26 protein-coding genes and 1 pseudogene are annotated in these 24,817 nt (G+C 71.8%); 9 read left to right on the top strand and 18 right to left on the bottom strand.

The window, feature by feature from the left end:
• Nucleotides 1-5: 5 nt before the first annotated feature.
• From NE234_RS06340 to NE234_RS06300, 9 genes are read right to left on the bottom strand one after another with little or no spacing between them, the layout of a single operon-like run.
• Nucleotides 6-215 (bottom strand): hypothetical protein, encoded by a 210-nt coding sequence (locus NE234_RS06340; RefSeq protein WP_252777907.1) that lies wholly within the window; start codon nucleotides 213-215, stop codon nucleotides 6-8.
• Nucleotides 193-801, bottom strand: coding sequence for a DUF5947 family protein (locus NE234_RS06335; RefSeq protein ID WP_252777906.1), 609 nt, complete (start codon nucleotides 799-801; stop codon nucleotides 193-195). The genes NE234_RS06340 and NE234_RS06335 overlap by 23 nt, the downstream gene beginning before the upstream one ends.
• A complete protein-coding gene (locus tag NE234_RS06330; protein ID WP_252777905.1) occupies nucleotides 798-1,370 on the bottom strand; it encodes a NifU family protein in 573 nt (190 codons plus the stop codon). The genes NE234_RS06335 and NE234_RS06330 overlap by 4 nt, the downstream gene beginning before the upstream one ends.
• Entirely contained in the window at nucleotides 1,363-3,159 is a 1,797-nt protein-coding gene (locus tag NE234_RS06325) for a nickel-dependent hydrogenase large subunit (RefSeq protein ID WP_252777904.1), read from the bottom strand. Before NE234_RS06325 ends, NE234_RS06330 begins: the two co-directional genes overlap by 8 nt.
• 37 nt (nucleotides 3,160-3,196) lie before the next feature.
• Nucleotides 3,197-4,285: an NADH-quinone oxidoreductase subunit B family protein gene (locus tag NE234_RS06320; protein ID WP_252777903.1), complete on the bottom strand. Its 1,089-nt coding sequence runs from the start codon at nucleotides 4,283-4,285 to the stop codon at nucleotides 3,197-3,199.
• Nucleotides 4,282-4,830 carry a hemerythrin domain-containing protein gene (locus NE234_RS06315; RefSeq protein ID WP_252777902.1) on the bottom strand — a complete coding sequence of 183 codons (549 nt, stop codon included), beginning with the start codon at nucleotides 4,828-4,830 and terminating at the stop codon, nucleotides 4,282-4,284. The genes NE234_RS06320 and NE234_RS06315 overlap by 4 nt, the downstream gene beginning before the upstream one ends.
• Entirely contained in the window at nucleotides 4,830-5,186 is a 357-nt protein-coding gene (locus tag NE234_RS06310) for a hydrogenase maturation nickel metallochaperone HypA/HybF (RefSeq protein ID WP_252777901.1), read from the bottom strand. Before NE234_RS06310 ends, NE234_RS06315 begins: the two co-directional genes overlap by 1 nt.
• Nucleotides 5,179-5,697, bottom strand: coding sequence for a hydrogenase maturation protease (locus NE234_RS06305; protein ID WP_252777900.1), 519 nt, complete (start codon nucleotides 5,695-5,697; stop codon nucleotides 5,179-5,181). Before NE234_RS06305 ends, NE234_RS06310 begins: the two co-directional genes overlap by 8 nt.
• The gene (locus NE234_RS06300; RefSeq protein ID WP_252777899.1) at nucleotides 5,694-7,226 is read right to left on the bottom strand and encodes a hypothetical protein; all 1,533 of its coding nucleotides are present in this window, start codon (nucleotides 7,224-7,226) and stop codon (nucleotides 5,694-5,696) included. The genes NE234_RS06305 and NE234_RS06300 overlap by 4 nt, the downstream gene beginning before the upstream one ends.
• Before the next feature lie 232 nt (nucleotides 7,227-7,458).
• Here NE234_RS06300 and NE234_RS06295 point away from each other — a divergent pair, with 232 nt between their 5' ends.
• Nucleotides 7,459-7,869 (top strand): PadR family transcriptional regulator, encoded by a 411-nt coding sequence (locus NE234_RS06295; RefSeq protein ID WP_252777898.1) that lies wholly within the window; start codon nucleotides 7,459-7,461, stop codon nucleotides 7,867-7,869.
• A gap of 25 nt (nucleotides 7,870-7,894) precedes the next feature.
• Here NE234_RS06295 and hypE read toward each other — a convergent pair whose 3' ends face one another.
• From hypE to NE234_RS06280, 3 genes are read right to left on the bottom strand one after another with little or no spacing between them, the layout of a single operon-like run.
• The gene (gene hypE / locus NE234_RS06290; protein WP_308206845.1) at nucleotides 7,895-9,103 is read right to left on the bottom strand and encodes a hydrogenase expression/formation protein HypE; all 1,209 of its coding nucleotides are present in this window, start codon (nucleotides 9,101-9,103) and stop codon (nucleotides 7,895-7,897) included.
• A complete protein-coding gene (gene hypD / locus NE234_RS06285) occupies nucleotides 9,100-10,227 on the bottom strand; it encodes a hydrogenase formation protein HypD (RefSeq protein WP_252777897.1) in 1,128 nt (375 codons plus the stop codon). The genes hypE and hypD overlap by 4 nt, the downstream gene beginning before the upstream one ends.
• Nucleotides 10,228-10,237: 10 nt before the next feature.
• A complete protein-coding gene (locus NE234_RS06280; RefSeq protein WP_252777896.1) occupies nucleotides 10,238-10,507 on the bottom strand; it encodes a HypC/HybG/HupF family hydrogenase formation chaperone in 270 nt (89 codons plus the stop codon).
• Between the two features lie 196 nt (nucleotides 10,508-10,703).
• Between NE234_RS06280 and NE234_RS06275 the strand changes: the two genes are divergently transcribed.
• The 3 genes and pseudogenes from NE234_RS06275 to NE234_RS06265 form a co-directional block, all read left to right on the top strand.
• Entirely contained in the window at nucleotides 10,704-12,203 is a 1,500-nt protein-coding gene (locus tag NE234_RS06275) for an MFS transporter (protein WP_252777895.1), read from the top strand.
• 63 nt (nucleotides 12,204-12,266) lie between these two features.
• On the top strand, nucleotides 12,267-13,352 hold the full coding sequence (locus tag NE234_RS06270; RefSeq protein ID WP_252777894.1) for a YVTN family beta-propeller repeat protein: 1,086 nt from the start codon (nucleotides 12,267-12,269) through the stop codon (nucleotides 13,350-13,352).
• A gap of 12 nt (nucleotides 13,353-13,364) precedes the next feature.
• Nucleotides 13,365-13,685, top strand: a pseudogene (locus NE234_RS06265) (TlpA family protein disulfide reductase); the annotation flags it as partial.
• Nucleotides 13,686-13,713: 28 nt separating this feature from the next.
• Here NE234_RS06265 and NE234_RS06260 read toward each other — a convergent pair.
• Nucleotides 13,714-14,724 carry a zinc-dependent alcohol dehydrogenase family protein gene (locus NE234_RS06260; protein ID WP_252777893.1) on the bottom strand — a complete coding sequence of 337 codons (1,011 nt, stop codon included), beginning with the start codon at nucleotides 14,722-14,724 and terminating at the stop codon, nucleotides 13,714-13,716.
• A 192-nt stretch (nucleotides 14,725-14,916) separates the two neighbouring features.
• Nucleotides 14,917-15,849 carry a quinone oxidoreductase family protein gene (locus NE234_RS06255; RefSeq protein ID WP_252777892.1) on the bottom strand — a complete coding sequence of 311 codons (933 nt, stop codon included), beginning with the start codon at nucleotides 15,847-15,849 and terminating at the stop codon, nucleotides 14,917-14,919.
• Between the two features lie 111 nt (nucleotides 15,850-15,960).
• Between NE234_RS06255 and NE234_RS06250 the strand changes: the two genes are divergently transcribed.
• The 3 genes from NE234_RS06250 (at nucleotide 15,961) to NE234_RS06240 (ending at nucleotide 17,460) form a co-directional block, all read left to right on the top strand.
• Nucleotides 15,961-16,299 carry an ArsR/SmtB family transcription factor gene (locus NE234_RS06250; protein WP_252777891.1) on the top strand — a complete coding sequence of 113 codons (339 nt, stop codon included), beginning with the start codon at nucleotides 15,961-15,963 and terminating at the stop codon, nucleotides 16,297-16,299.
• Nucleotides 16,300-16,599: 300 nt separating this feature from the next.
• Nucleotides 16,600-17,154, top strand: coding sequence for a DUF421 domain-containing protein (locus NE234_RS06245; protein WP_252777890.1), 555 nt, complete (start codon nucleotides 16,600-16,602; stop codon nucleotides 17,152-17,154).
• A gap of 99 nt (nucleotides 17,155-17,253) precedes the next feature.
• On the top strand, nucleotides 17,254-17,460 hold the full coding sequence (locus NE234_RS06240) for a DUF3099 domain-containing protein (protein ID WP_252777889.1): 207 nt from the start codon (nucleotides 17,254-17,256) through the stop codon (nucleotides 17,458-17,460).
• Here NE234_RS06240 and NE234_RS06235 read toward each other — a convergent pair.
• The 3 genes from NE234_RS06235 to NE234_RS06225 all read right to left on the bottom strand — a co-directional run bounded on the left by NE234_RS06235 (nucleotide 17,381) and on the right by NE234_RS06225 (nucleotide 21,599).
• Complete coding sequence (locus NE234_RS06235; RefSeq protein ID WP_252777888.1) at nucleotides 17,381-19,273, bottom strand: chloride channel protein; 1,893 nt, start codon at nucleotides 19,271-19,273, stop codon at nucleotides 17,381-17,383. The genes NE234_RS06240 and NE234_RS06235 overlap by 80 nt on opposite strands.
• 93 nt (nucleotides 19,274-19,366) lie before the next feature.
• Nucleotides 19,367-20,641: a serine hydrolase domain-containing protein gene (locus NE234_RS06230; protein WP_252777887.1), complete on the bottom strand. Its 1,275-nt coding sequence runs from the start codon at nucleotides 20,639-20,641 to the stop codon at nucleotides 19,367-19,369.
• A 22-nt stretch (nucleotides 20,642-20,663) separates the two neighbouring features.
• Nucleotides 20,664-21,599 (bottom strand): NADP-dependent oxidoreductase, encoded by a 936-nt coding sequence (locus tag NE234_RS06225; RefSeq protein ID WP_252777886.1) that lies wholly within the window; start codon nucleotides 21,597-21,599, stop codon nucleotides 20,664-20,666.
• 289 nt (nucleotides 21,600-21,888) lie between these two features.
• On the opposite strand from NE234_RS06225, the gene NE234_RS06220 reads away from it, so the two are divergent.
• On the top strand, nucleotides 21,889-22,770 hold the full coding sequence (locus tag NE234_RS06220; RefSeq protein ID WP_252777885.1) for a DMT family transporter: 882 nt from the start codon (nucleotides 21,889-21,891) through the stop codon (nucleotides 22,768-22,770).
• Nucleotides 22,767-23,621 (top strand): DMT family transporter, encoded by an 855-nt coding sequence (locus NE234_RS06215; RefSeq protein ID WP_252777884.1) that lies wholly within the window; start codon nucleotides 22,767-22,769, stop codon nucleotides 23,619-23,621. Before NE234_RS06220 ends, NE234_RS06215 begins: the two co-directional genes overlap by 4 nt.
• Nucleotides 23,622-23,658: 37 nt before the next feature.
• Here NE234_RS06215 and NE234_RS06210 read toward each other — a convergent pair whose 3' ends face one another.
• On the bottom strand, nucleotides 23,659-24,780 hold the full coding sequence (locus NE234_RS06210) for a PP2C family protein-serine/threonine phosphatase (RefSeq protein ID WP_252777883.1): 1,122 nt from the start codon (nucleotides 24,778-24,780) through the stop codon (nucleotides 23,659-23,661).
• Between the last annotated feature and the right edge of the window lie 37 nt (nucleotides 24,781-24,817).

The following is a 24,817-nucleotide window of genomic DNA, read 5'->3' as shown; positions in this document are numbered from 1 at the left end:
CCAGGTCAGCCCGGCGGCAGGTTCGGCATGATCTTGAGGATCGCGTCGTGCTTCTTCGGCCGGATCCCCGTCGAGCGGCGCGCGTCGACGGTGTGGTCCTTGTGATGGCCGATCTGCCGGCTCATGCTCCGCTTGGCGTTGCCCTCGCGGATCCCCCGTACGTGCGCGGGAGCGTCGATCTTCACGTGCGGCTTACCGACCCGGATACGGCCCATGACGCCTCCTCAGTTCGTCGAAGAATCGCTCGATCTCGGTCCACACCACCTCGCCGCCCGACATCCCCCGCCAGTGCCGGCGGACGATCGCGACCAGCCGGTGGCAGTCGTCGATGGGGACGAGCCACGCCTCCGAACGCCCCCGTACGGTGTTGACGAGCAGCGCCTCCACGTCGGTCGCCAGGTCCGACAGGCCGTCGGTGTCCCGGACGGCGGCCTCCCACGTCTCCGGATCGACCTCCCACCGGGTGGCGCCCGCCGGGCTCGGGTAGTGGGCGAGGACGCGGCCGTCCGGTCGCCGTACGAAGAACGCCAGCCCGACGGGGACGCCCACCGACGCCGGGGAGAACGCCCTCAGGCGGACCCGGCGGTCGGGGATCAGCCGGTAGTGCCCCTGCCCGGCCCCGTCACGCTGGAACAGGACCGAGCAGGCGTAACAGACGCACCGTGGTTCCTGCGTCCGCAGGTCCAGCAGGTGGCGGTGGTCCGGCGGGGCCGGGCGCGCGCACAGCTCACAGAGATCCTCGGAACGCCCGTCCGCCGCCGCGCGGTGGATGGCCCGCCGCAGAGCCTCCGAGCCGGTCACGGCGTCCGGCTCCGCGAGCGGGCGGACGCGGCCGGCCCGCGCAGCAGGGACTCGGCCGGGATCAGCGCCGGGGGCGCCGGGGCCGGGCAGAGCTCGACGCGGCTCAGCTCGGGCGCCACGGTGAGCACGGACTCCACGACCGCGCGCTCGACGGCGGACGCCGACGACGCGCAGCCACCGCCGCCCGACCAGCGCAGGTGCGCGACACCGTCCGTGATCCCGGTCAGCTCGACGGTGCCGCCGCGCGGGCGCAGGGCCTCCCGTACGCCGTCGAGCGCCCGCGCCACGCGCTCCTCGACCGGCTGCGGGTGGAGGCCGTGCAGGACGAGCAGGTGGTGCAGCAGCTCGTCGCGGATCAGCGCCGGGGCGAGTTCCGGCACTCCGCCGACCAGGTGCGTCAGGCGGGCGAGGGCGGTGCCGTACACCTCGGTGAGGGCCTCGACCGCGTGGCGCGCGACCTCGGCGTCGGCCCCGGTGGCCTGTTCGAGGCGTTCGAGGAGGGCGTCGAGGCGCACGAGCCGGTCCTCGATCTCAGCCTCCGGCAGGCCGGCGGCGGGCCGGTCAGCCATGGGACGCTCCGAACGTCGGCGAGTGCAGCTTCTTCAGCACGTTCCCGTTGCCGAGGTACATGTGGACCCCGCACGGCAGGCACGGGTCGAAGCTGCGGACGGCCCGCATGATGTCCACGCCCTTGAAGTCGTCCGGACCGTTCTCCTCGAAGATCGGCATGTCCTGGACCGCGTCCTCGTACGGGCCCGGGACCCCGTGAATGTCGCGGGGGCTGGCGTTCCAGGGCGTCGGCGGGTACGGGTGGTAGTTCGCGATCTTCTTGTCCTTGATGACGAGGTGGTGGGACAGGACGCCGCGCACCGCCTCGTGGAACCCGCAGCCGATGCCCTCGTCCGGGACCTGGAAGTCCTGGAACACCTTCATGTCCCCGGCGCGCATCCGCCCCATCGCGCGTTCGAGGAAGAACAGCGACATCGCGGCGGAGTAGGCGATGAAGTACGCGCGGGCGCGGTCCCGTTCGATGGCGTTGGACCACTTCGGGATCCGCCACTCCAGCGTCATCTCCGGGAGCTTCTCGCTGCGCGGCAGGCTGATCCGCACACTCGACCCGGTCGCCTTGACGTACGGGGTGTCGACCAGGCCGGCGAGCGCCGTGACGTACAGGCGGGCGAACGGCCCGCCGCCGGTGTCGAGCGCCAGGTGCTCACCGCTGCGCCGGTCGAACCAGCGGGGGCTCATCACCCAGCTGTACTTGTCCTCGAAGTCCCGCTTCTGCGGAACCGGGATCGTCGTCTGGTTCCACGGGTGACGGATGTCGACGGGGTTGCCGAGCGGGTCGTGGGTGACGAACGGCTCCTCGTTCACCCAGTCCTCGTAGTAGGAGCTGCCGAGCAGGATGCGGATGCCGAGGTTGATGTCGACGAGGTCGGTCGTGACCAGCTGACCGTCCACGACGACGCCCGGGGTGACGTGCATGGCACGGCCCCAGCGGGTCATGTTCTCGTACCGGTAGTCGCAGATGTCGGGGTTCTGCCAGGCGCCCCAGCAGCCGAGGAGGACGCGCCTGCGCCCGACCTCCTCGTAACCGGGCAGGGCCTCGTAGAAGAAGTCGAAGACGTCGTCGTTCATCGCGACGGCCCGCTTGACGAAGTCGAGGATCGAGATGAGCCGGCTCAGGTAGTCGGTGAACAGCGTCGGCTCGGGCATCGTCCCGACGCCGCCCGGATACAGGGTCGAGGGGTGGACGTGCCGCCCCTCCATCTTGCAGAACATCTCCCGCGTGACGCGGGAGACCTGCAGGGCGGTCTTGTAGACCTCGCCCTCGAAGGGGTTGTAGGCCTCCATGATCTCGGCGATCGTGCGGTACCCGTGGATCTCCGCGTTCGGCGCCTCGGTCCGCCGCGCCCGCTGCAGCACGCTCGGGTTGGTGGCCTTGACCATCGCCTCGCAGAAGTCGACGAAGCAGAGATTGTCCTGGTAGATCGTGTGGTCGAACATGTACTCGGCCGCCTCGCCGAGGTTGATGATGTCCTCGCCGAGCGGCGGCGTCTTGATCCCGTACGCCATGTTCTGCGCGTAGACCGAGCAGGTGGTGTGGTTGTCCCCGCAGATGCCGCAGATCCGGCTCGTGATGAAGCCGGCGTCCCGCGGGTCCTTGCCCTTCATGAACACCGAGTAGCCGCGGAACAGCGACGACGTGGCATGGCATTCGGCCACCCGCTTGTTCGCGAAATCGATCTTCGTGTAGATGCCGAGGTTGCCGATGATCCGGGTGATCGGATCCCAGGCCATCTCGACGAGTTGCTCGCCGGCGGCCTGTCGCTCCCGCGTCCGTTCGGTCAGTGCCATGGGTCGTCGGTCTCCTTCGATGTACGGGCCGGTCCGGTCACGGACGCCAGCGCGGGTTGTAGCCGCTGGTCAGCTCGGGTCTGTTGTGGTGCCACTTCGGTTCGGTGTTGAGCGTCTGGTTCGTGAAGCCCCGCATCCGGCGGACGAACATCCCGTACGGCTTGGCCAGCGCGGACGACAGCGACCCACCCGGCGGCTCGTCCATGAACGGCATGAACTTGTCCGGGAAGCCGGGCATCGTGCAGCCGATGCAGATGCCGCCGACATTGGGGCAGCCGCCGACGCCGCCCATCCAGCCGCGCTTGGGCACGTCGCAGTTGACGACCGGCCCCCAGCAGCCGATCTTCACCTGGCACTTCGGCGAGTTGTAGTCCTTGGCGAAGTCCGCCTGCTCGTAATAGCCGGCCCGGTCACAGCCCTCGTGGACGGTCTTGCCGAACAGCCACTGCGGGCGCAGGAGATCGTCCAGCGGAGGCGGGGGCGCGCCGCCGGCGGCGTGGTACAGCACCCAGGTGAGCGTCTCCATGAAGTTGTCCGGCTGGATCGGGCAGCCGGGGACGTTGACGATCGGCAGCCCGGCGGTCGACTTGAAATCCCAGCCGAGGTAGTCGGCCAGGCCCATGCAGCCCGTCGGGTTGCCGGCCATCGCGTGGATGCCGCCGTACGTCGCGCAGGTCCCCGCCGCGACCACCGCCCAGGCCTTCGGCGCGAGGCGGTCGAGCCACCAGTTCAGCGTGAGCGGCTCACCGGTCTCCGGGTCGTTGCCGAACGACGTCCAGTACCCGTCGCCCTCGATGATGTTCTGGTTGGGGATGGAGCCCTCGATCACGAGGATGAACGGCTCCAGCTCCCCGGCGGCCGCCGCCCGGAACGGCGCCAGGAACTGCTCGCCGCCCTGGGCGGGCGACAGCACCTTGTTGTGCAGGGTCACCCGCGGCAGCCCGGGGATGAGACCGAGCACCACGTCCTCGATCGGCGGTTGCCCGGCGGCGGTCATCGCGACGGTGTCGCCGTCGCAGCTCATGCCCTCGGAGATCCACAGGATGTCGATGTGCTCGAAGCCCTTCCGCTCCCCGCGGGTCGTGGGCTCCTCGGCGGCGTGCGGGAATCCGGTCTCGATGCTCATGTGCGAGGTCTCCTTTGCAGCCGGTCGCGGACGCGGTCGTACATCGCGGCGACCGGAGCGGCCATCGCGAGCGCGGGCGGCTCGTTCGGCGCGTGCGGATGAGGCCGGGTGGGCGCCGCGCGCTTGCCCTCCCGCAGCTGCTCGCCGAGGTCCTCCAGGGCCTCCCGGCCGACGGTCTCGCGCAGCGTCGGGAAGAACCGGCCCTCCTCCTCCTGGACGTGGTGGTCGACCTCGCGCTTCAGCTCGGCGACCAAATCGCGCTCCAGCCGGTCGCCGGCCGACAGCCGGTCCAGGGTGGCGAGGATCTTCTTCAGCCCCATGTGCTCTTCGAGGTGCTCGTCGACCTCATCGGCCATCTCGGGGATCAGCCGCTTGGCCAGCGGGTAGACGAGCAGCTCCTCCAGCGCGGCGTGCTTGGACAGCTCGCGGATGAGGATCTCCACGACCCCCCGCCGCTGCGCGGCCGAGGCCGCCGTCTCGTAGTCGCGGAACATCTGCTCGACGATCCGGTGATCGTGTTCGAGCAGTTCGGTCGCGTCCATCATCACGAGCTCCTCTCCTGCACCGGGTCGAACGCGATGGCCTCCAGCACGACCTCCTCGGCGCCGGAGGCGTCGACGTCGACGCCGCCGCAGCGCGGGCACGCGGCGAGCAGGCGCGGGTCGACGGCCTCGAAGCGGGTGCCGCAGTCGCGGCACCGCACCGACGGCGGCCGGGCGATCACCTCGACGGTCGCCCCTTCGACGACCGTTCCGGCCGCGGCCAGCCGGAGGCCCTGTTCGAGGACGCCGGCGTCGACCGGGTGCCCGGTGATCCGGACCCGTACGCTCGACACCGGATGCCGGCCGGCCCGCCGTACGGCCGCCTCGACGATCGCGTCGCACAGTCCCATCTCATGCATCGGCGGGCCGCCTCTCCGTTCGCAGGGTCTTCATGGCCTCTTCGCGGGCCAGCGTGGTCACCAGGGACACCGCGTCGTCCATCGCGGCGCGCACCGGTTCGGACAGGTCCATCCGCTCGTCGAGGACGGCCGGGCGGCAGCCCACGACGAGGACGCGGTCGATCCGCCCGCCGAGGCCGCGGAGCAGCGCCAGAACCGCCTGCGGCGTCATGCCGTGACCGTCGAGCGCCGGCGGTGCCGCCGGCTCCTGCTCCGGATCGACCTCAAGGACGGCGAGCGTGCCCGGCGGGCCGTCAAGGGGGACCGCATCGACCATGATCAAGGTCTCGTGGCGGCCGTCCAGGAGGTCGTACGCGAGGTGGACGCCCCGGATGCCGTAGTCGGCCACGTCCACCGTCGAAGGCAGCGCCGACGCGTCGACCCGGCGGACGACCTCGACGCCGAAGCCGTCGTCACCCAGGAAGATGTTCCCGATGCCCGCCACGAGCACCCGGCTCCGCGGGGCGCTCACCGGGAGTCCCCGGTCTCGGTCTCGTCGAGCGGCTCGACCTCTGCGGGGGAGAAGTACCGGAACCGCCCGTACCAGCGGTCGAGCCCGGCCCCGGGATCGTCCTCCAGGGTGACGGCCAGGTGATGGGAGCCGTCGACGTCCAGGAGCACGGCCTCCACCCGGCCGGTCCTGCCCGCCAGGAACATGTCCTGCGGGTCACCGCCCCGCGCACGCGGCAGCAGCCGCACCCGTGAGCCCGTGGCGACGCGGCGTCCGGCGACCACGACGGCGTCGGCGCCGGGCGGCAGGCCGGCCTCGTCCGGTGGACTCCACCGGGACGGCGGCGGGGCGCCCTCAGCGGCGTCGGCCTCAGCGCCGGCGTTCTCATCGGTGCCGCTCGCGTCGTCCGTGTCGGCCTCGCCGGCGTCGGCTCCGGCGGCGGACGCGGAGGGAAGCGGCCCGAGGGAGCGGATGGCGCCGTGCAGGCGGGACAGCACCTCCGGCGGCATCGCGTCGACCCGGTCGATGATGGCGGCCGCGCGGGGATCGGTCGCGCGGGCCTCCCGTTTCTCCGCGTCCGTCAGCGTGAGCGTCCGCAGCGAGAGGATCTCGTCGATCTCGGTGGCGTCGTTCAGGTCGCCGGGGCTCTCCGGAGCGATCCGCGGGTGGTCGTAGAGGAGGATCGGCGACGACAGGAGCAGGCCCCGCTCGCCGGGCGGGCCCGCGAGCACGGGGAAGGTCCGGACGTTCGCGCACGCCCTTGCCTCCGCCCCGGCCCACTCCGGCGGGTCGATCAAGGAGACGAACGCCGCGTCCCGCCCCGCGGAGGACGCGTCCTGCCCCGCGTAGATCGTGTGGACGGCGATCAGCGATCGCCGCAGCGCCTCGGTGCGGGGGACGCCCGACGGGGTCGTACGGTCGGCGTTCTCGACGCGGACGCGCAGCCGGACCAGCCGGGGCCGGGCGGGGCAGCGGGCCGCGGAGACCGTCACCGACGCCTCCACCGGCCAAGACCGGAACACGACCCGCGCAGCCGGGCGTCCGCCCTCGTCCCGGAGCGTCTCGACGTCCGTGCCGCCCGGCGCGCGGAACGCGAACCGCCGTTCGCCGGACAGCGCCTCCCCGACCACGAACCGCAGGTCGAACTCCTGGGGGATCGCCTCGTCGAAGTCGAAGCCCGGTTCCGGCCGGGTGCCGATCCGGAGCCCGTCGGCCGGGCGGTGGGCGCCCTCCGCGGTGCGTTCCTCGACGGACCTGCGCCGTAGCTGCAGGAACCGGATACGGCACCGGACGACGGACTCATCGTCCGCTTCGAGCAGGCACTCGGTCCGCTGCCACCAGCCTTCGGCGGACCCGGCCAGACCCTCGTCGTCCACGCCGCGCGCCTCGGTCCAGGCGCGCGGGGTCAGCACGCCGAACTGCCAGCGGACCTGGTTCTTCGGCGAGGAACGGCGGTACGGGTACAGCAGGTAGCCCTCGTAGAGGATCGCGTCGGCGACCGCCAGGGCCCGATCGAAGGCGGTGCCGGCGGTGACCGGCTCAGCTGCCATGATCGCTATCCCTCCTGCGCCGGAGCGCGACCCGGAACCTCACCCGCCGGAAAGGCGGGCCTTACCGGTATAAGCCACGGTCGTCACGTTCGGTAAGTGACCTGCTCCCCTAGGTGGCGCGGTCACCTAGCGGGTCCCGGCCCGGTCCCGGCAGGGGTGCGACGGTGATCGCGTGGGTACACGAAGTGACAGGTCGTTACGCGCGGTGGGTCAGGGCGAGCGGAGGTGAGGAATGCCGTCTCCACGGACGGACCCTCCCGGTCCACGGCCCGTCGGGGAGCCGCGCAACTTCCTGCAGTGCTGCCTGCTCCTCCTGCTGCGGGAACGACCCGCGCACGGCTACGAGTTGTTCGAGCGGCTCAAGCCCTTCGGTCTCGCGGAGGGCGACCCCGGGACCCTCTACCGCAGGCTGCGCGCCCTCGAACGCCAGGGGATGCTGTGCTCGCGCTGGGAGCCGTCGGAGGCGGGGCCGCGGCGGCGTACGTACCACCTCACCGAACGCGGGGAGGAGCTCCTCGGCGCCTGGGCCGGCGTGCTGGCCGAGACCCGCTCGCTCCTCGACTACTACCTCGGGCGCCACGCGTCGGTCTCGGCACCGGGCCGGGCACGGGAGACGGACGCGATGACGGAGCGCCGCCCGTAAGGCGGCGGCCGAGTGTGGGGCGGTCTCAGCAGATCCGGGGGAGCGGGTCGCCGACGAGGAGGTCGACGATCCGGGTCCCGCCGAACGCCGTGTTGAGCAGCACGAGACCCTGCGGATCCGCGGCGACGCGTCCGATCAGCGCCGCTCCGGCGCCCAGGGGGTGACCGCGCAGCGCGGCGAGCGCGGCGTCGGCGTCGGCGCCGTCCACGATCGCGACCATCCGTCCCTCGCAGGCGACGTAGAGCGGGTCGATGCCGAGGAGCTCGCCGGCGCCGGCGACCTCCGGCCGGACCGGCACGGCCGCCTCGTCGACGACGATCGCGACCTCGGACGCCGTGGCGATCTCGGCCAGCACCGTCGCGACGCCGCCGCGTGTCGCGTCCCGCATCACCCGCGTGCCGGGGGCCGCCTCCAGCAGGAGCGCGCAGAGCTGGTGGAGAGGGGCGGTGTCGGACATCAGATTCGCGTCGATGTCGAGCTCGCCGCGAGCGAGCATCACGGTCACGCCGTGGTCGCCGATTGGTCCGGACACCAGGACCGCGTCGCCGGGGCGGGCGGCCTCCGGGGACAGGCGGACGTCCTCGGCGAGGACTCCGATACCGGCCGTGGTGATGTAGCAGCCGTCGGCCCTTCCCCGCTGCACGACCTTCGTGTCGCCGGTCACGATCTGGACGCCGGCGCGTGCCGCGGCCCGTGCCATCGACCCGGTGACGCGCCGGAGGTCCTCGACGGGCATCCCCTCCTCGAGGACGAATCCGGCGGACAGGAACAGCGGCCGCGCGCCGCAGACCGCCAGGTCGTTCACCGTGCCGTTCACCGCGAGATGTCCGATGTCACCGCCGGGGAAGAACAACGGGGAGACCACGAAGGAGTCGGTGGTGAAGACCAGGCGGGCGCCGCCGACGGTGACGGCCGCGCCGTCCGTCAGGGCTTCGAGGAGGGGATTGCGGAACGCCTCCAGGAACACCGCGTCGATCAGCGTGCTCGTCGCCTTGCCGCCCGCCCCGTGCGCCAGCGTGACGCGCTCCTCCCGGAGCCGGGGCCTGCGGCGGCGCGCCCGCTCGATGCGGTCCAGCACCTGCCGCTCCCGGTCCGGGGCGTCCCCGTCGGACGGCGCCGTACGGACGTCCTCCGCAGCGGACGTACGGAGGTCTTCGGCGGCGTCCGCCGTACGGACGGCCTCCTCGGCCCAGGCGGCGTACGCCTCGCGGCCGGCGTCGTCTTCGCGGCTCACTTGCGGCTCGCCTCCCGTACGCGCTCCCGGCTGAACCGGCCGAAGGCGTAGTACGCCGCGCACGCGCCTTCCGACGAGACCATGCAGGTGCCGATGGGGGTCTCCGGGGTGCAGGCGGTGCCGAACACCTTGCACTCCCAGGGCCGCAGCACGCCCTTCAGCACCTCCCCGCACTGGCACGCCTTCGGGTCGGCGACGCGGACGCCCGGCAGCTCGAAGATCCGCTCGGCGTCGAACCGGGCGTACGCCTCCTTCATCCGGAGCGCGGAATGGGAGATGAACCCCAGGCCGCGCCACTCGAAGTACGGGCGAGGCTCCATCACCTCGCCGATGACGCGCAGCGCCTTCGGGTTGCCCTCCCACGGCACCACCCGCGAGTACTGGTTCTCGACCTCGGTCCGGCCCTCGGCGAGCTGACGCAGCAGCATGTGGACCGAGCTCAGGATGTCCAGCGGCTCGAACCCCGCGCACACGAGCGGCTTTCCGTGGTCGCGGGCGATGAACTCGTACGGCCGGCAGCCGATCACCGCCGACACGTGCCCGGGGCCGAGGAACCCGTCGAGGCGCAGATCGGGAGAGTCGAGGATCGCCTTGATGGCCGGAATGATCATCACGTGGTTGCAGAAGACCGCGAAGTTGTCCACGCCGTCCTCGGCGGCGCGCAGCACGGTCATCGCGGTGGACGGCGCGGTCGTCTCGAACCCGATCGCCATGAACACCACCCGCTTGCCGGGTTCCGCACGCGCGATCTTCAGGGCGTCCAGCGGGGAGTAGACCATCCGGATGTCCGCCCCGGCCGCCTTCGCGTCGAAGAACGACCCCTGTCCGCCGGGAACGCGCATCATGTCACCGAACGACGTCATGATCACGTCAGGCTGACGGGCGATCGCGATCGCGTCGTCGACCCGGCCCATCGGGATGACGCACACGGGGCAGCCCGGTCCGTGGACGAGCCGGACCGACTCGGGCAGGAAGTCCTCGATGCCGTGTTTGTAGATCGTGTGGGTGTGGCCGCCGCAGACCTCCATGAACCGGTACGACCGCCCGGGCTCGCATAGCGCGGCGATGCGCGCGGCCAGCGCCCGCGCCTTGCCCGCGTCCCGGAACTCGTCGACGAAGCGCATCGGATCCCCCCTACGGGCTCGACTCTCGGAAGGCGGCGATCTCGTCGTCGTACGCCTGCCCCATGTCCTCGAGGAACTCCAGGAGGGCCTGGGCCTCCGACTCGGAGATCTTGGAGAGCGCGAAGCCCACGTGGACGAGGACCCAGTCCCCGGGCCGCAGGTCCTCCCCTTCCAGCAGGCCGATGTTGACGCGCCGCCGGACTCCGCTCACGTCGACCGTCGCCAGGTCCGGAGGGTCGTCGTCGAACGCGACGAGTTCTCCAGGGATCCCCAGGCACATCCGCGTACTCCCGCCCTCACCGTCGGCCCGGCGGCCCCAGGCGTGACTCGGCTTCTCCGCGCTACCTACCCGGGGGCGTCTCTCGCGCCGTCATGGGAGCCGTCATCTCCGCGGAAAGGCGGCGCCCGCCGCCGGTATGGCGGACATTTGACCGTCGCGACGGTGTCCGTCAGGGCCTCGCGGAAACAGGGGGCCTATGCCGGCCTCGGCAGGTCATCGGTTCACCGTTCCACTGCGTCAGGCCGTCGGCTGGGCGAGACGGCGGCTGCTGGAGCTCGTCGGAGGCCCGGCGCGTTTCCAGGTGATCGCGATCCTCGCCGGAGTGATGGCGCTGGACGCCGCCGACAAGGGAACGATCGGAGCGGTCGCCCCGGAGCTGAAGCAGAGCCTGGGCATCACGAACACCCAGCTCGGCGCGCTCACCTCGGTCTCATCGGGGGTCGGCGCGCTGGCCGCGGTTCCCGTCGGCGCGCTGACCGACCGGGTGAACCGCTCCCGGCTGCTGGCGGTGAGCATCGTCCTGTGGGGCGCGGCCATGGTGGCCGGCGCGCTCGCCGGTTCGTTCCTGTGGCTGCTGCTGTCGCGGCTCGCGCTCGGCGCCGTCACCGCCACCTCCGGGCCGCCGGTCGCCTCGCTGATCGGTGACTACTTCCCGCCCGGAGAGCGCGGCCGGATCTATGGGTTCGTGCTCAGCGGCGAGTTGCTCGGCGCCGGTCTCGGCCTGCTCGTCGGCGGGAACCTGGCGCCTCTCCTGACGTGGCGGGCGGCCTTCGCGGTCCTCGCCGTGCTCGGGCTGGGACTGGTGTACGTGATCGCGCGCCGGCTTCCCGAGCCCGCGCGCGGCGGTCAGAGCCGGCTACGGCCCGGGGAGACGCGTCTGGGCGAGCGGGCCGGCGGGGGAGAGGAGGACGCGGAGCAAGGGCCGGACCAGGACGACGTGGCGCGGTCCGCGGTGCGGGAACACGGCGTCCGGCCCGACCCCGCCCTGGTGCTGCGGCGTGATCCGGAGGCGATGTCGCTGTGGGCGGCGGCGCGCTACGTGCTGCGGATCCGCACGAACGTCGTGCTGATCGTCGCCTCCGCGCTCGGGTACTTCTTCTTCGCGGCCCTGCGGACCTTCGGCGTCGACTTCGTCATGCGGCGCTACGGTCTCGGCCACGTGGCGGTCAGCGGCCTGGCGATCCTCATCGGCGCCGGCGCGCTGGCGGGCGTGCTGACCGGGGGACGGGTCGCCGACCGGCTCATCCGCCGCGGGCACCTCGGCGCCCGCGTGGTCGTCCCCGCGGTGGCCTACCTGCTGGCGGCCGGGCTGTTCCTCCCCGGCCTCCTGACCACGGCGGTGGTCGTCGCGCTGCCGGCCTTCCTGCTGGCGGCCGGGTCGCTGACCGCGGCGAACCCTCCGCTGGACGCCGCGCGACTGGACGTCATCCACTTCCGCCTGTGGGGGCGCGCCGAGGCCGTCCGCACCGTCCTGCGGATGGGAGCCGAGGCCGTGGCGCCCGTGACGTTCGGTCTCCTGGCCGACGTGTTCGGCGCCCGGGCCGGGAACCGCGCCCAGGGACTGATGTACGCCTTCCTGGTGATGCTCGTGCCGCTCGTGGCGAACGCCGTGATCCTCTTCCGGGCCCTGCCCGCCTATCCCCGGGACGTCGCGACGGCAGCCGAGTCCGAGCACCGGGCGACACGGTGCCGGTGATCGTCCGCGTTCTTTGCGCACCGCCTTGTTTCCGCCGGTGGTCCGCTGGCAACGCGTAGCCCTATGGGCCCGGGGGAGCCGACGGCGGAGGGCGGGTACGGCGGGTTCGACCGTGCTCACCGTGTCCTGGCGCACGTGCGCGTCGGCATGGGGCCCGAGGCGATCGCGGTCGACGTGCGGCGGCGGCGGGCGTTCGTGGCCTGCTCGCGCAGTGACGCCGTGACCGCAGTCGACCTCGTCCGGATGACGCCCCTCTGGCGGACGCGCGTCGGCCGGGAGCCCATACCGCTCATCTTCGACGCTCCGACCGGGCGGTTGTTCACCGCCGACGCCCGGTCGGACACCCTCAGCGTCCTGGACGCCGCGACCGGGGAACCGCTCACGCGGATCGCCGTCGGAGCGTACCCGGCGGGGCTGGGGTACCACCCGCGGCTGCGGCGGATCTTCAGCGGCGACACCGCCGGGTCCACGGTCACCGTGGTCGACGTCGACCGCCTCGAACCGATCGCGGCGATCCCCGCCGGGCTCGGCGCCGGCAGCATCGCGATCGACCTGCGGCGCGACCGCGGATACTGCGCGAACTTCATGGCCGCGTCGCTCACCGTCTTCGACGCGGCCACGCTGCGCCCGCTGGACCGCATCGCCGTGGGGCGCGGGCCGTGCAAGACCGTCGCCGACCCGGTGACCGACCGGCTGTACGTCGCGAACTCGCTGGAGAACACGGTCCTGTGGCTCTCGCTCGCCGACGGGCGGGTCGGCGGGCGGTTCACGGTGGAACGGGCTCCCGTGGGCGTGGCCGTCTCGCGCGACGGCCACCACGTGTACGTGTGCAACCGGGGAGCCGGCACGGTCAGCGTGCTCGACGCGCGCGCCGGCGCCGAGAGCCACCGGATCCGGGTCGGGTACGGGCCGGGGGACTGCGTCATCGATCCCGCCACGGGCCGCCTGCTGGTGTCGAACGCGGGCAGCGGCAGCCTCACGGTCGTGGACCGGCCCTGGCTGCCCGGCCCCGAGCCGCCTCCGCGGCACCCGGCCGTCGGGCGGCCGCTGCCCGGCTTCGCGCTGCCGGACCTGCACACCGGGCGGATCCGCACCACGCGGGAGTGGGCGGAGAAGAAATACGTGATCAACTTCTTCGCCAGCTGGTGAGGCCCGTGCAACGCGGAGGCGCCGGTCCTGGAGGAACTGCGCCGCCGTACCGCCCGGTCGGGGCTGGAGATCATTTCAATCAACGTGTGGGAGAGCCGGGACGCCGGCCGCGAGGCACGCCACTTCGCGGAGGTGTGGAACGTCCGGGGGACGATCCTGCTGGACGAGACCGGCGCGTACGCGGCGCGCCTCGGCATCCGCGGGGTCCCGACGAACGTGCTCGTCGACGAGCACGGCATCGTCCGCGCGGTGGGCGTCACCGCCCCCACCGACCTCGACGCCGCCGTGGACCGGCTCCTCGCGGGACCACGCGGATTCGGTACCGCGCCATGACAGAGCCCGAGTACCCGAGGGCCGGGGGTCACAGCGTGATGACGACTTTGCCGAAATTCGCACGGGTGTCGAGGCGGTGCCATGCGTCGAGGGTCTGCTCGAAGGGGTAGACGCCGTCGATGACCGGTTCGAGGTTGTGCCGGGCCAGGAAGCGGAGGAGGCTTTGGGTGTCCTGGCGGCTGCCGACACGGATCCTGCGGATGGTCTCGAAGCCGCCGTTGAACAGGTCCATGAATTCCACGCCCCAGTCCTTGAGGCCGAGGAAGCCGATGGCGTCGATCTCGGCGCGGTCGCTGCCGGCGATCAGGGTCTGAGCGAAGGTGGCGGCCCCTCCGACCTCGATGATGCGGTCCACGCCGCGGCCCCCGGTCAGTTCTCGCGCGAGCCAGCCCCACTGGGGATTGCTTGTGTAGTCGATGACCTCGTCGGCCCCGAGGGCCGTGAGCCGTTCGGCTTTGGCGGGGCTGGAGGTGGTGGCGATGACACGGGCGCCGATGAGTTTTGCCAGTTGCAGGGCGAACAGCGACACCCCGCCGGTCCCCTGGGTGAGCACGGTGTCGGCAGCGGTGACCGGCAGCGGCCCGGTCAGCGCGGTCCATGCGGTGACGGCCGCGCAGGGCAGCGTGGCCGCCTGCTCGAAGGACATCCCGTGGGGCATGGCGACCAGGCTCTCTTCCGAGACGGTCTTGTACTGCGTCAGCCAGCCGTCCTGGGCCGTGCCGTACTCGTAGGCGGCGGTTCCTGGGTATGGTCCGCCGAACCAGCGGGGGTTGAACACGTTGATGACCCGGTCGCCGACGGCGAAGCCGGTCACCCCTTCGCCGACGTCGGCGACCTCCCCGGCCGCGTCCGAGACCGGGATCAGACCGTCGGGAGCGTCGGGGAAATAGTGGCCGTAGACCATGGCCAGGTCGCGGTAGTTCAGGGAAACGGCCCGGACGCGGACCAGGACCTCTCCGCGCTGCGGCCGCGGCACGGGCTCCTCGTGAAGGCCGAGGCTGTGGATGCTGCCGCGTCGGCCGAGGCGGTAGACCTTCATGATCAGACCCTTCGTTGGAGGCAATGGACGAGAGAAAGGAGCAGATGGCGCCACTGGGGGCTGGCGCCCGGTCGCTCAGGGTGCGGTGCTGTTTGCTGCTGCCCCTGGGCGGAACGCCCGTTCTGGGCCCGGCGGTCGGATGCGAAGGCGTGTCCTTGCGGCAACCCTGTCGGGCCGCCGGGTCCGGGCGGATCAGGAGCGGCCGACCGCCAGGACGGTCTTGCCGGTAGTTGCGCCTGACTCGACCCGCCGGTGCGCCTCGACCGTCTGGTCCAGCGGCAGCACAGTGTTCACATCGACTCGGACCTCGCCGGAGACGACCAAGTGGACCGCGTGCCGCAGCGCGTCCCCCGCCCGCTCGGGATGGGCTGCACTGATCGCGCCGAGACTGAACCCGGCGACTGTCCGGCTGGTGAAGAACAAGTCGTTGGTACCGACGCTGAACTCGGCGCTGTCGGAGGCGTTGCCGATGACGACTAGGCGGCCGTCCGGGCCGAGCGCGTCCAGGCCGGCGGCACGGGCAGGTCCGCCGACGGGATCGATGACAAGGTCAGGCCGTGGCGCAGCGGCGGGATCCTGCAGCCATTGGTCGCGCAGCAGAACGGTGTCGTAGCCGAAGGCGCGGGCCGCGTCGGTCTTGTCCGGATGGCCCACCGTGCCGATGACCTGCTGCGGCTTGAGGGCGGCGGCGACCTGGCCGATCTGGCTGCCCAGGCCGCTGGCCGCGGCGTGCACGAGAATGACCTCGCCGGGGACGAGGCGTCCGGCGCGGGTGAGGGCCATCACTGCGGTGGTGGTGTTCGACGGTGTACCCGCAGCGGTCATGAGCAGGTCGTCATCCTCGCTGGGAAGAGGAGCGACGAGGCGGGCGTCGACCGCGACGACCTCGGCGTACCCGCCGGCATCGACGATCGTCAACGCTGCGACGGGCTGCCCCGGAGCGAGGTGATCCACTCCCTCGCCCACCGCACGGATCCGGCCGGAGACCTCGATCCCCGGCGTCAGCGGCAGGGCAAGCGGAACCGTTCCCCTCCGGTACATGACATCGGCGAAGTTCACGCCGGCATACGCGACATCGATCGTGACCTGCCCCGCTGCCGGACGCGGAACGTCGACATCGACCATGATCAGGACCTCGGGGTCCCCGTAACGGGGAATCGACACCACTCTCACGGTCCGCCACTCCTTCCATACTTCCAAAACTTTGGAAATATGGAAGGACGGTACCATGGAGTCATGTCTTCCTCACGCCGGCCCAAGCCGACCCCGCCAGCGCCCGAGCTGCACCTGGCGACAGTCATGCGGACCCTGGGAGATCCGGTTCGGCTGGAGATCGTGCGGCTGCTCGCGGACGGGAAGCTCCGCAGCACCGGCCAGGTCGCCGAGCACGTCGGCCTGCCCCCCTCGACCTGCTCGTACCACCTCAAGCAGCTTCTCGGCGCCGGGGTCAACGAGTGCCGCGCAGAGGGAACCTCCCGCTACCCGGTCCTGCGCAGGGAGGCACTCGACCAGCGGTTCCCCGGGCTGATCGATGCCATCCTTGCCGACGGCCCCGCTCAAGCGTCTGAGGTCTAGCCGGGATCACCTCCCGGGTGGCCGAACTTGCGGCCGGACATGTATGCCTGCGGGAACGTGGTCATTCGTTCGGTCGCGCCGTCTGCTCGCCGAAGCGGAGGGCGAGCTGCTTGGCTCCGGCGGCTTGCCGCCGCTGCGCGAGGCGGCCACCGGCGCGAGCTCTGCATCCACCAGCGCCCGCCGCGATCCGGCACGCCGGCCGACGACGGAGACCGGGACCCGCGCGAGGAGCCAGGCCGGAGCCCGGCCTGAGGACCGCCTTCCGGTGGGACGAGCGGCTCGCTGGGGATAAGAGCCGGCATGTCGTGGCTCATTGGCAACTGGATGCACCTGGGGGCGGCTGCGGGCAAGGCCGCGCTCATGTACGGGACGGCGCTGATCGCACTGCGCCTGGGTGAGAGGCGCACGCTGGCCCAGTGGACGATCACCGATTTCATCGCCGCGGTGGCCGTCGGCGCGATCGTGGGCCGCACGGCGATCGCTTCGACGCAGTCGTTCGTCACCGGGGCCGTGGCCCTGGTCACCCTGATCGTCATGCACCGTGTGGTGTCCGGGTTGCGGTTCCACCCGCTCCTCCGCCGGCTCACCGACCACCGGATCCGGGTGCTCGTCGCGCACGGAGCGATTCGCCGGGACCAGCTGGCGATCTGCGGCCTGACGGAGGGCGATCTGCTGGCGCAGCTCCGGCAGCGGGGGGTGTTCGACCTGTCCGGCGTGCGGTTCGTCCTGTACGAGGCCAAGGGCGGCCTCACGATCGTTCCGGAGAGCCGGTCGAGCGCCGAGTACCCCGATCTCGTCGATCTGGGGCTGCGCGAGGCGGCCGGCTTCCCGGCACGGCCGCCGAGCGACGACTGACGGCGAGACTCGCCGTGGCGAGAAGCGCGGTGGCGAGGCCGTCATGGCGCCGTTCTCCCCGGGTAGGGCCTCGCTTGACGGGTTCCTGGTGGAGATCGGGTGATCGACGTGAGCGGGCAGCGGAGCCGCCGACGGGCCTACCTGGCCATGATGTCCGTCTGCCTGGTGCTGTTCCTGCTGTCCTGGACGGTCGTCGTGCGGTTCTCGGCGACGGCGGCCGCGGCGCTCACGATCGTCGCGTTCGCGATCCCGCCGGTCGCCGTGATCGTTGCCAACCGCGGGAACGATCGCGACGAACGTCGGTGACGGCCGAGTGCCGGTCACCGGCGCCGCCGCCCGTGGGGCGGAGCGCGGACAGGACGGTCTGGTGGGTGATCCAGCCGACGAGGGTGGTCCGGGTGCCGTCCAGCACGGGCAGGCCCGTCCCCGGGGCGCCGACGAGGATGTGCAGGGCGTCGGCGAGGGACAGGTCGGAGGTCACGGGGGCGGGCAGCTCGGTGAGCTCGCCGATGGTCGGCGGGGCCTGGTCGCCCTCGGTGAGGGCCTCGGCGGCCGCCCGTGCGCTGACCGTGCCGCGGTAGGTGCCGTCGGGTCCGGTGACGGGCAGGACTCCGTGCTCGGACAGGACGAGCCGGCGGGCGGCCTCCGGGAGCGGCGTGTCCTGGGGCAACGGCGCGGGCACGGGCTCGATGACGTCCGCCACCGGCTTGGCGGCCAGGGGGTTCGCACGGGCGTGGTCGTCGATGTCGATGCCGCGCCGGCTGAGCTTGAGGGTGTAGATGGTGTCGGCGGACAGCAGCTTGCCGACGAGTGTGGCGAGGACGATCGCCAGCATGAGCGGCAGGATGATCGAGTACTCGCCGGTGAGCTCGAACATGATGACCACCGCGGTGATCGGCGCCCGGGCCGCGCCCGCGAAGACCGCGCCCATGCCGACCAGGCCGTACGCGCCCGCCGGGCCCACCGTCCCCGGCAGCAGGTGGTGGACGACGAGTCCGAACGCGCTGCCGAACATCGCGCCCATGAAAAGGCTCGGGGCGAACACACCGCCCGACCCGCCGATTCCGATCGTGAGGCTCGTCGCCACCATCTTGCCGACCAGGAGCAGGAGTAGCATGCCGATGAGGTAGCGGCCGCCGATGGCGTTCTCCAGGACCGGATAGCCGACGCCGTACATCTGCGGCAGCGCCAGCAGCAGCCCGCCCAGGAGCAGTCCGCCGGCGGCCGGGCGCAGCCACTCGGGGCCGCGCCACGCCCAGTCGCAGAAGTCCTCGATCAGGTAGAGGATCCGGGTGAAGCCGACGCCGACGGCACCGGCCGCCACGCCGAGGACGGCGTACAGCAGGTACTCGGCCGGGTGCCGCACGTGGAAGGCCGGAAGCTGGAGGAACGCCACGTCGCCCATCGCGGCGCGGCCGACGACGGAGGCGGTGACGCCGGACAGCACGACCGCGCCGAACGACTCGGCGGTGAAGTCGCGCAGGATCAGCTCCATCGCGAAGAAGACCCCGGCCAGGGGGGCGTTGAAGGTCGCCGCGATCCCGCCCGCCGCGCCGCAGGCGACCAGGACCCGCAGGCGGTTCTCCGAGAGCCGCATCAGCCGGCCGATGGACGAGCCGAGCGCGGAACCGATCTGCACGATGGGGCCTTCGCGGCCGACGGAACCGCCGGATCCGATGCAGAGCGCCGATGCCAGCGACTTGACCACCGCGACCTGGGCGCCGATCCGTCCGCCGCGCTGGGCGACGGCCAGCATCACCTCGGGCACACCGTGGCCGCGCGCCTCGCGGGCGAACCGCTGCACCAGCGGGCCGTACACCAGGCCGCCGATCACGGGGGCGAGGAGGAGGAACCAGGGCCCCAGCCAGGGGACGTGCGGATTGGCGACGCGTCCGGCGGCGGAGTAGTCCGCGTGCCCGGAGAACAGGTGCGTGAACGTCTTGATCAGCCAGCGGAAGACGATGGCGCCCAGGCCTGCTCCGCCACCGACGAGGAGCGAGAGGGCGATGAGTCCCCAGGGGGCCTCCCGCAGACCCGTGAGCGCGCCACCGCGGCCCCGCTGCACACGGATGGAGTCGTCCGACCTGCCGGTTCCGGGGAGCAGCTTAGCGTCAACCACTATTGCATTATGCAATAGAGCTCGTGATGGTTCGGCATCCGGCATCCGGCATCCGGCGTGCGGGGCCGGCGGTGGCCGTGGTGGTGTGCCGGGCTAGCGCACGAGCGCCTGGTAGACGAGCCGGCGCAGCGCCAGCCAGGTGTCATCCGGGGGTGGCATGACCTGCGTCATGAACAGCACCGTCAGGTCCTTCTCGGGATCGACCCAGAAGTTCGTGCCTGCGGCGCCTCCCCAGCCGTACTCGCCGGCGCTCGACAGCGAGTCGACCGAGTGCGGATCGAGAAGCGGTGCGACGCCGAACCCGAAACCGCGCCCCTCGTGAATGCCGGCGGTCCGCGCCGGCGGATGGCTGAACGCCGACATGGTCGAGTCGCCGGGGAGGTGATTGGCCGCCATGAGCTCCACGGTGCGCGGCGCCAGCAACCGCTCGCCGTCCAGTTCGCCTCCGCGCGCGAGCATCTGCACGAAGCGCTGGTAGTCGCGCGCGGTCGACAGGAGACCGTGTCCGCCCGCGACGAGCGTCGGGAGATCGCCCGCGGCGGCTCCGGGATCCGGCATGAGCTCGAGCCGTCCGGTGCGGGGATGCACCCGGTACGGAGCGGCCGGCCGATCACCGGCCGGCAGCCGGTAACCGGTGTCGGTCATCGCGAGCGGCTCGAAGATGCGCTTCGCCATGAACGCGTCGAGCCGCATTCCACTGGCGATCTCGATGATCCGGCCGAGCACGTCGGTCGCGTGCGAGTAGTTCCACGCGGAGCCCGGCTCGAACAGCAGGGGCAGCGAGGCGAGCCGCTCACACAGCTCGTCGAGCGTGTAGGGCTCCGGCTCGCCGAGGGCGGCGATCCCCGCCGCCCGGTACGCGTCGTTCACGGGGTTGTCGGCCAGCCCGGTGACGGTCAGGCCCGCCGTGTGCGTGAGCAGGTGCCGGATCCGGATGGGTTCGACCGCCGGTACCGTCGCCCCACCCTCGCCGGGCCGGTGAACGCGCATCCGCGCGAACGAGGGAAGGAACCGCTCGACCGGATCGGAGAGCGAGAGCACCCCTTCTTCCCACAGTATGAGGGCGGCGACCGACGTCACCGGCTTGGTCATCGAGTAGAGCCGCCAGATCGTGTCCGGCTCGACGGGAAGCCGCCCCTCGGCGTCTCTCGTACCGTGCGAGGACACGTGCACCAGCTCCCCTCGGCGCGCGACCAGGACGATCGAGCCGCGGTTGAGGCCGCCCGCGACGCACTCGTCCAGATGGCGGGCGAGTCGCCCGAGGCGCCGCCCGTCGAAGCCGGCCGCCGCGGGGTCGAGTGTGACGCCCGGATCCGTCCCGGTCGCCGTCCGCGCCTTGACGGTGGCGACGGTGCTCTCCGTGGTCATGTTCACCCTCCTTGAGGAACGGTCAGCCGAACCGCAGGACGAACCGCCCGCGAACGCCGCGCCGTTCGAGCGAGCGGTGCGCGTCGGCGGCCCGGGAGGCGGGCAGTTCGCCGGCCACGCGGACGGTGAGCCGTCCTTCGCCGGCGAGTTCGGCGAGCCGGTCGAGCTCGGCCGCGGCCTCGGCGTAGTCGCGGACGAAGATCGGGGCGACGCGGACCCGGTCGGTCCCGTCGCCCTGGTAGCCGCGGACGGTGACGACGGTGCCGCCGTCCTTGACGGCGGGGAGCGCGGCGGCCTCCAGCGCGGCGGCGTCGAGCAGCCCGTCGACGCCGCCGGGGTGGCGGCGGCGGACCGTCGCGGCGAAGTCGTCGCCCCGCGGCACGACCTCGTCGGCTCCGCAGTCGCGGACGAACACCTCGTCCTGGGGGGCGGCGTCGGCGACGACGATCAGCCCGGCCTCCTTGGCGAGCTGGACGAAGTACCCGCCGACGGCGCCGGCGGCGCCGGTGACCGCGACCGTCGCGCCGGCCGGGAGCGCCAGCGTGTCGAGTGCGAGCCGGGCGGTGAGGCCGTTCATCGGGATGGTGGCGGCCTGGACGTCGGAGAGCCCGGTCGGGATCTTCGCGACCGAACGCGCCGGCACGACGAGGTCCGCGCGGTAGCCGCCGTGCTCGCCCGAAGGCACCACGATGGCCATGACGGCGTCCCCGATCGCGAACGGGCGGTCGACGGCGGGACCGATCTCGGTGATCACGCCGGCGACCTCCATGCCCGGCACCCGCACCGTGTCCGCGTCGTTCTGCCGCGGGCGAGAACGGATCATCGCGTCGGTCGGGTTCACCGTGGCGCTGCTCACCCGGATCCTGACCTGACCGGGACCGATCGCCTCGGCCGCCAGATCGAGCTCGCCGAGAGCGTCCGGTCCGCCTGGCCGCGTCACTCCGATTGCTTGAACCATGGTCGCTGGTCACTCCTCATTCGTTGTCGCGTGGGTCGCCATGCGGGGACACTAAGCGGACAAGTAACAGATGTCAAAGTTTGTCAGTCGATACGCTCTCGCTGGATCGGACGGACGGTGATAGCGAGGCATCAATTGGGGGAAGAGGCCAGATAACGGGGCAGATCAGTGCGCTACTGCGGCGGGGCCCGGCCGTGAAGAGCTCGCGCGACCGGAGACCGGGGAGGCCGGCCGGGGCGCGCGAGGCGGCCGTCGGCGGGGCGATGGCACGTTCCCTACAGGGGGCCGAATGATCTTCATCATCGGGCTGGCAGCGGCCGGCCTTCTGGGGCTGGGCTTCGTGGCCCAGCAGCACGCGGCGTACCGGGAGCCGCTCGGCCGGATGCTGCACCCGTCCCTGTTGCTGGATCTCCTCCACAAACCGCTCTGGCTCGCGGGGCTCGCCGCGATGGTGGGCGGCCAGATCCTCGGAGCGGTGGCACTGTCCGGAGCGGACGTGTCCAAGGTCGAGCCGCTGCTGGCGACCAACCTCGTGTTCGCCCTCGTCATCGGGCGCGTCGTCTGCAAGGAGAACCTGAAGTGGAACGAGTGGATCGGCGGCCTCATGGCGTCCGGAGGGATCGCGCTGTTCCTGCTGCTCGGCCGGCCCCACGGCGAGCGCCCGACCGGTCCGGAGTCCGGTCGCTGGCTGGCGGCCGCCGGGATCGTGTTCATCGTGCTGATCCTCGTCTGGATCGGACGGCGCTCCTCGCTCCAGATCCGGGCGATGCTGCTGGCCGCGGCGGCCGGCATCCTGTTCGGCCTGCAGGACGCCGTCACCCGGGGAGTGCTGGTCAGGATCGGCCACGGACTCGGCGCGATCTTCGCCAGCTGGCAGCCGTACGCGCTGGTCATCGTCGCGATCTGCGGCCTGCTGCTGGCCCAGTCGGCCTTCGACGCCGCGCCGCTCCGCGTCTCTCTGCCCGCGGCGACCGCGGCGGAGCCGATCACGGGAATCCTGCTCGGGATCGTGGTCTTCACCGAGCAACTGCGGCTGAGCACCGGACCGCTGGTCGGACAGATCGTCGGCCTGGCCATGATGGTCGCCGGGATCGTCATCCTCGGGCGGTCGCCGTACATGGCGAAACGGGACGACGACGTCGCCGGGTGCGCGGAGGCGAGACTGCCGTGATCGCCGTCCTGTTCGCCCTGCTCGCCGCGGCGAGCAACGCCCTGGCCTCGGTGCTGCAGCGCCGCGCCGCACGCTCGGAGCCCGACGAGGTCGCCTTCCGCCCGGCCCTGCTGTGGGCACTGGTCCGCCGGCCGGTGTGGCTCGGAGGCATCGGCGCCCTCATCGCGGGATTCCTCCTGCAGGCGCTGGCGCTGTCGAACGGCGGGCTGGCACTGGTGCAGCCGCTCCTCATCGCGGAGCTGCCGCTGACCATGATCTTCCTCGCCCGGCTGTCGGGTGTTCACCTCGAACGGGGCGTCTGGGTGGCGGTCGGCGCGATGACGGCGGGGCTGGCCGCGTTCCTCGGAGCGGCGTCACCCGCACCCGGGCGGCGCGCCCCGAGTGTGCTGATCTGGGTGATCGCCGCGATCGTCACGGTCGGCGCGATCGTCGGGATCGCGCTGCTGTCGAGGTCGGCCTCCGGCGCGGCACGGGCGGCGCTGCTGGGCGCGACCGCCGGGGTCGGGTTCGCCTTCACCGCGACCTTCATGAAGGCGACCACCAATCTGGTGGACAAGGGCATGCTCGTCCTGCTGACCTCCTGGGAGCCGTACGCGATGATCGTGGCCGGCTTCGGCAGCCTGTTCCTCCTGCAGAACGCCCTGCAGAGCGGCACCCTGGTCGCCGCCCAGCCGGCGCTGACGATCTCCGATCCGGTGGCCAGCATCCTGTACGGGGTCACGATGTTCGGAGAGAGCGTCCGGTCGGGACCCTGGGTGATCGCGGAGGTGGCGGGTTTCGCGCTGATCTTCTACGGCACCCTCCGGCTCAGCCAGTCCCACCTCGTCCAGACCCAGGCCGAGACCGCCTGAGCGCGAGGTCGGTACGCCCCCCGATCGACGAAGCGGGTCACGCATGGGCGGGCATCGGCCGGCGGGCGATCGCGATCATGGCGGTGTCGTCTTCCAGCCGGCCGCCCACATGGTCGAACAGATCCCGGCGGAGCCGCTCCACGAGGGTGTCGACGTCCTCTCCGGCCCGCAGGCTCAGATGCGCCGGCAGGTCGAAGAACACGCCGGTACGGTCCCGGGCCTCGATCACGCCGTCCGTGTACAGCAGGAGGACGTCGCCGGGTTCGAACGAGAACGTGGTCGGCTGGAGTCCGCCGACCGCGAGGAGTTCCAGTCCCAGCGGAGGGGCCACCTGGTCCGGCTGCAAGGTCAGGACCCGATCGCCGCGGAGGAGGAGCGGCGGCGGATGACCGCAGGAGATCAGCTCCGCCTTCGGCTCGGCGTCGGGAAGGTCGATGACACACGCGGTGACGAAGCACTCGTCCGCGTTCGGCTCGGTTTCGGCGTGATCCACGAGGTCCTGGCAGACGCCGGCCTCCAGCCGCAGCGCGACTCTGCAGAGGTCCATGGGTTCGTGCGACGCCTCACGGAAGGCGCAGAGCACCGCGGCGGCCTCACTGATCGCGGTCAGCCCCTTCCCCCGCACGTCCCCGATGAGCAGACGGGTCCCGTCGGCCGTACGGGTGGCGCCGTACAGATCACCGCCGATCCGCGCCTCCGCGGCCGCGGCGAGGTACAGCGAGGCGATGCGCAGCGGGCCCGCCTCACGGGGCAGGGGCCGGAGCAGGACCTGCTGGGTGATCTCGGACACCGAACGGACCCGATGCAGAACCAGTTCGTGCCGTTCCCGCACCGCGCAGAACACCACCACGAACGCCGATACGGCGACTATCGCCAGCATCTCGAGCCACTGCTCGGGATGGTTCAGATTGTGTTGTTCGAGGCCTTCCGCGACACCGGCCACCAGGGCCAGCGTTCCGATCGCCGCGGTCCAGCGCGAACCGGCGAACGAGGCCGTCAACGCGGGGGCGACCACGAGCAGCGGCCTCAGGTGGATGCTCTCGGGCGTCAGGACGTCGACGACCGTGATGATCACGATGAGCGCAAGCGGGACGGCCACCAGGACGTGACCGAGGCGGGCCTCCCGGCGGAGATCCCTGAGGCGTCGCCGGACGCGCACATCTTCCTGGGTATCACGCGGCGGTCACCCGGCTACG

This window comes from Actinoallomurus rhizosphaericola, assembly GCF_024055675.1.
Lineage (GTDB): Bacteria > Actinomycetota > Actinomycetes > Streptosporangiales > Streptosporangiaceae > Actinoallomurus > Actinoallomurus soli.
The sequence above is the reverse complement of the archived record's forward strand: the minus strand, read 5'-3'. Positions and strand labels throughout refer to the sequence as shown.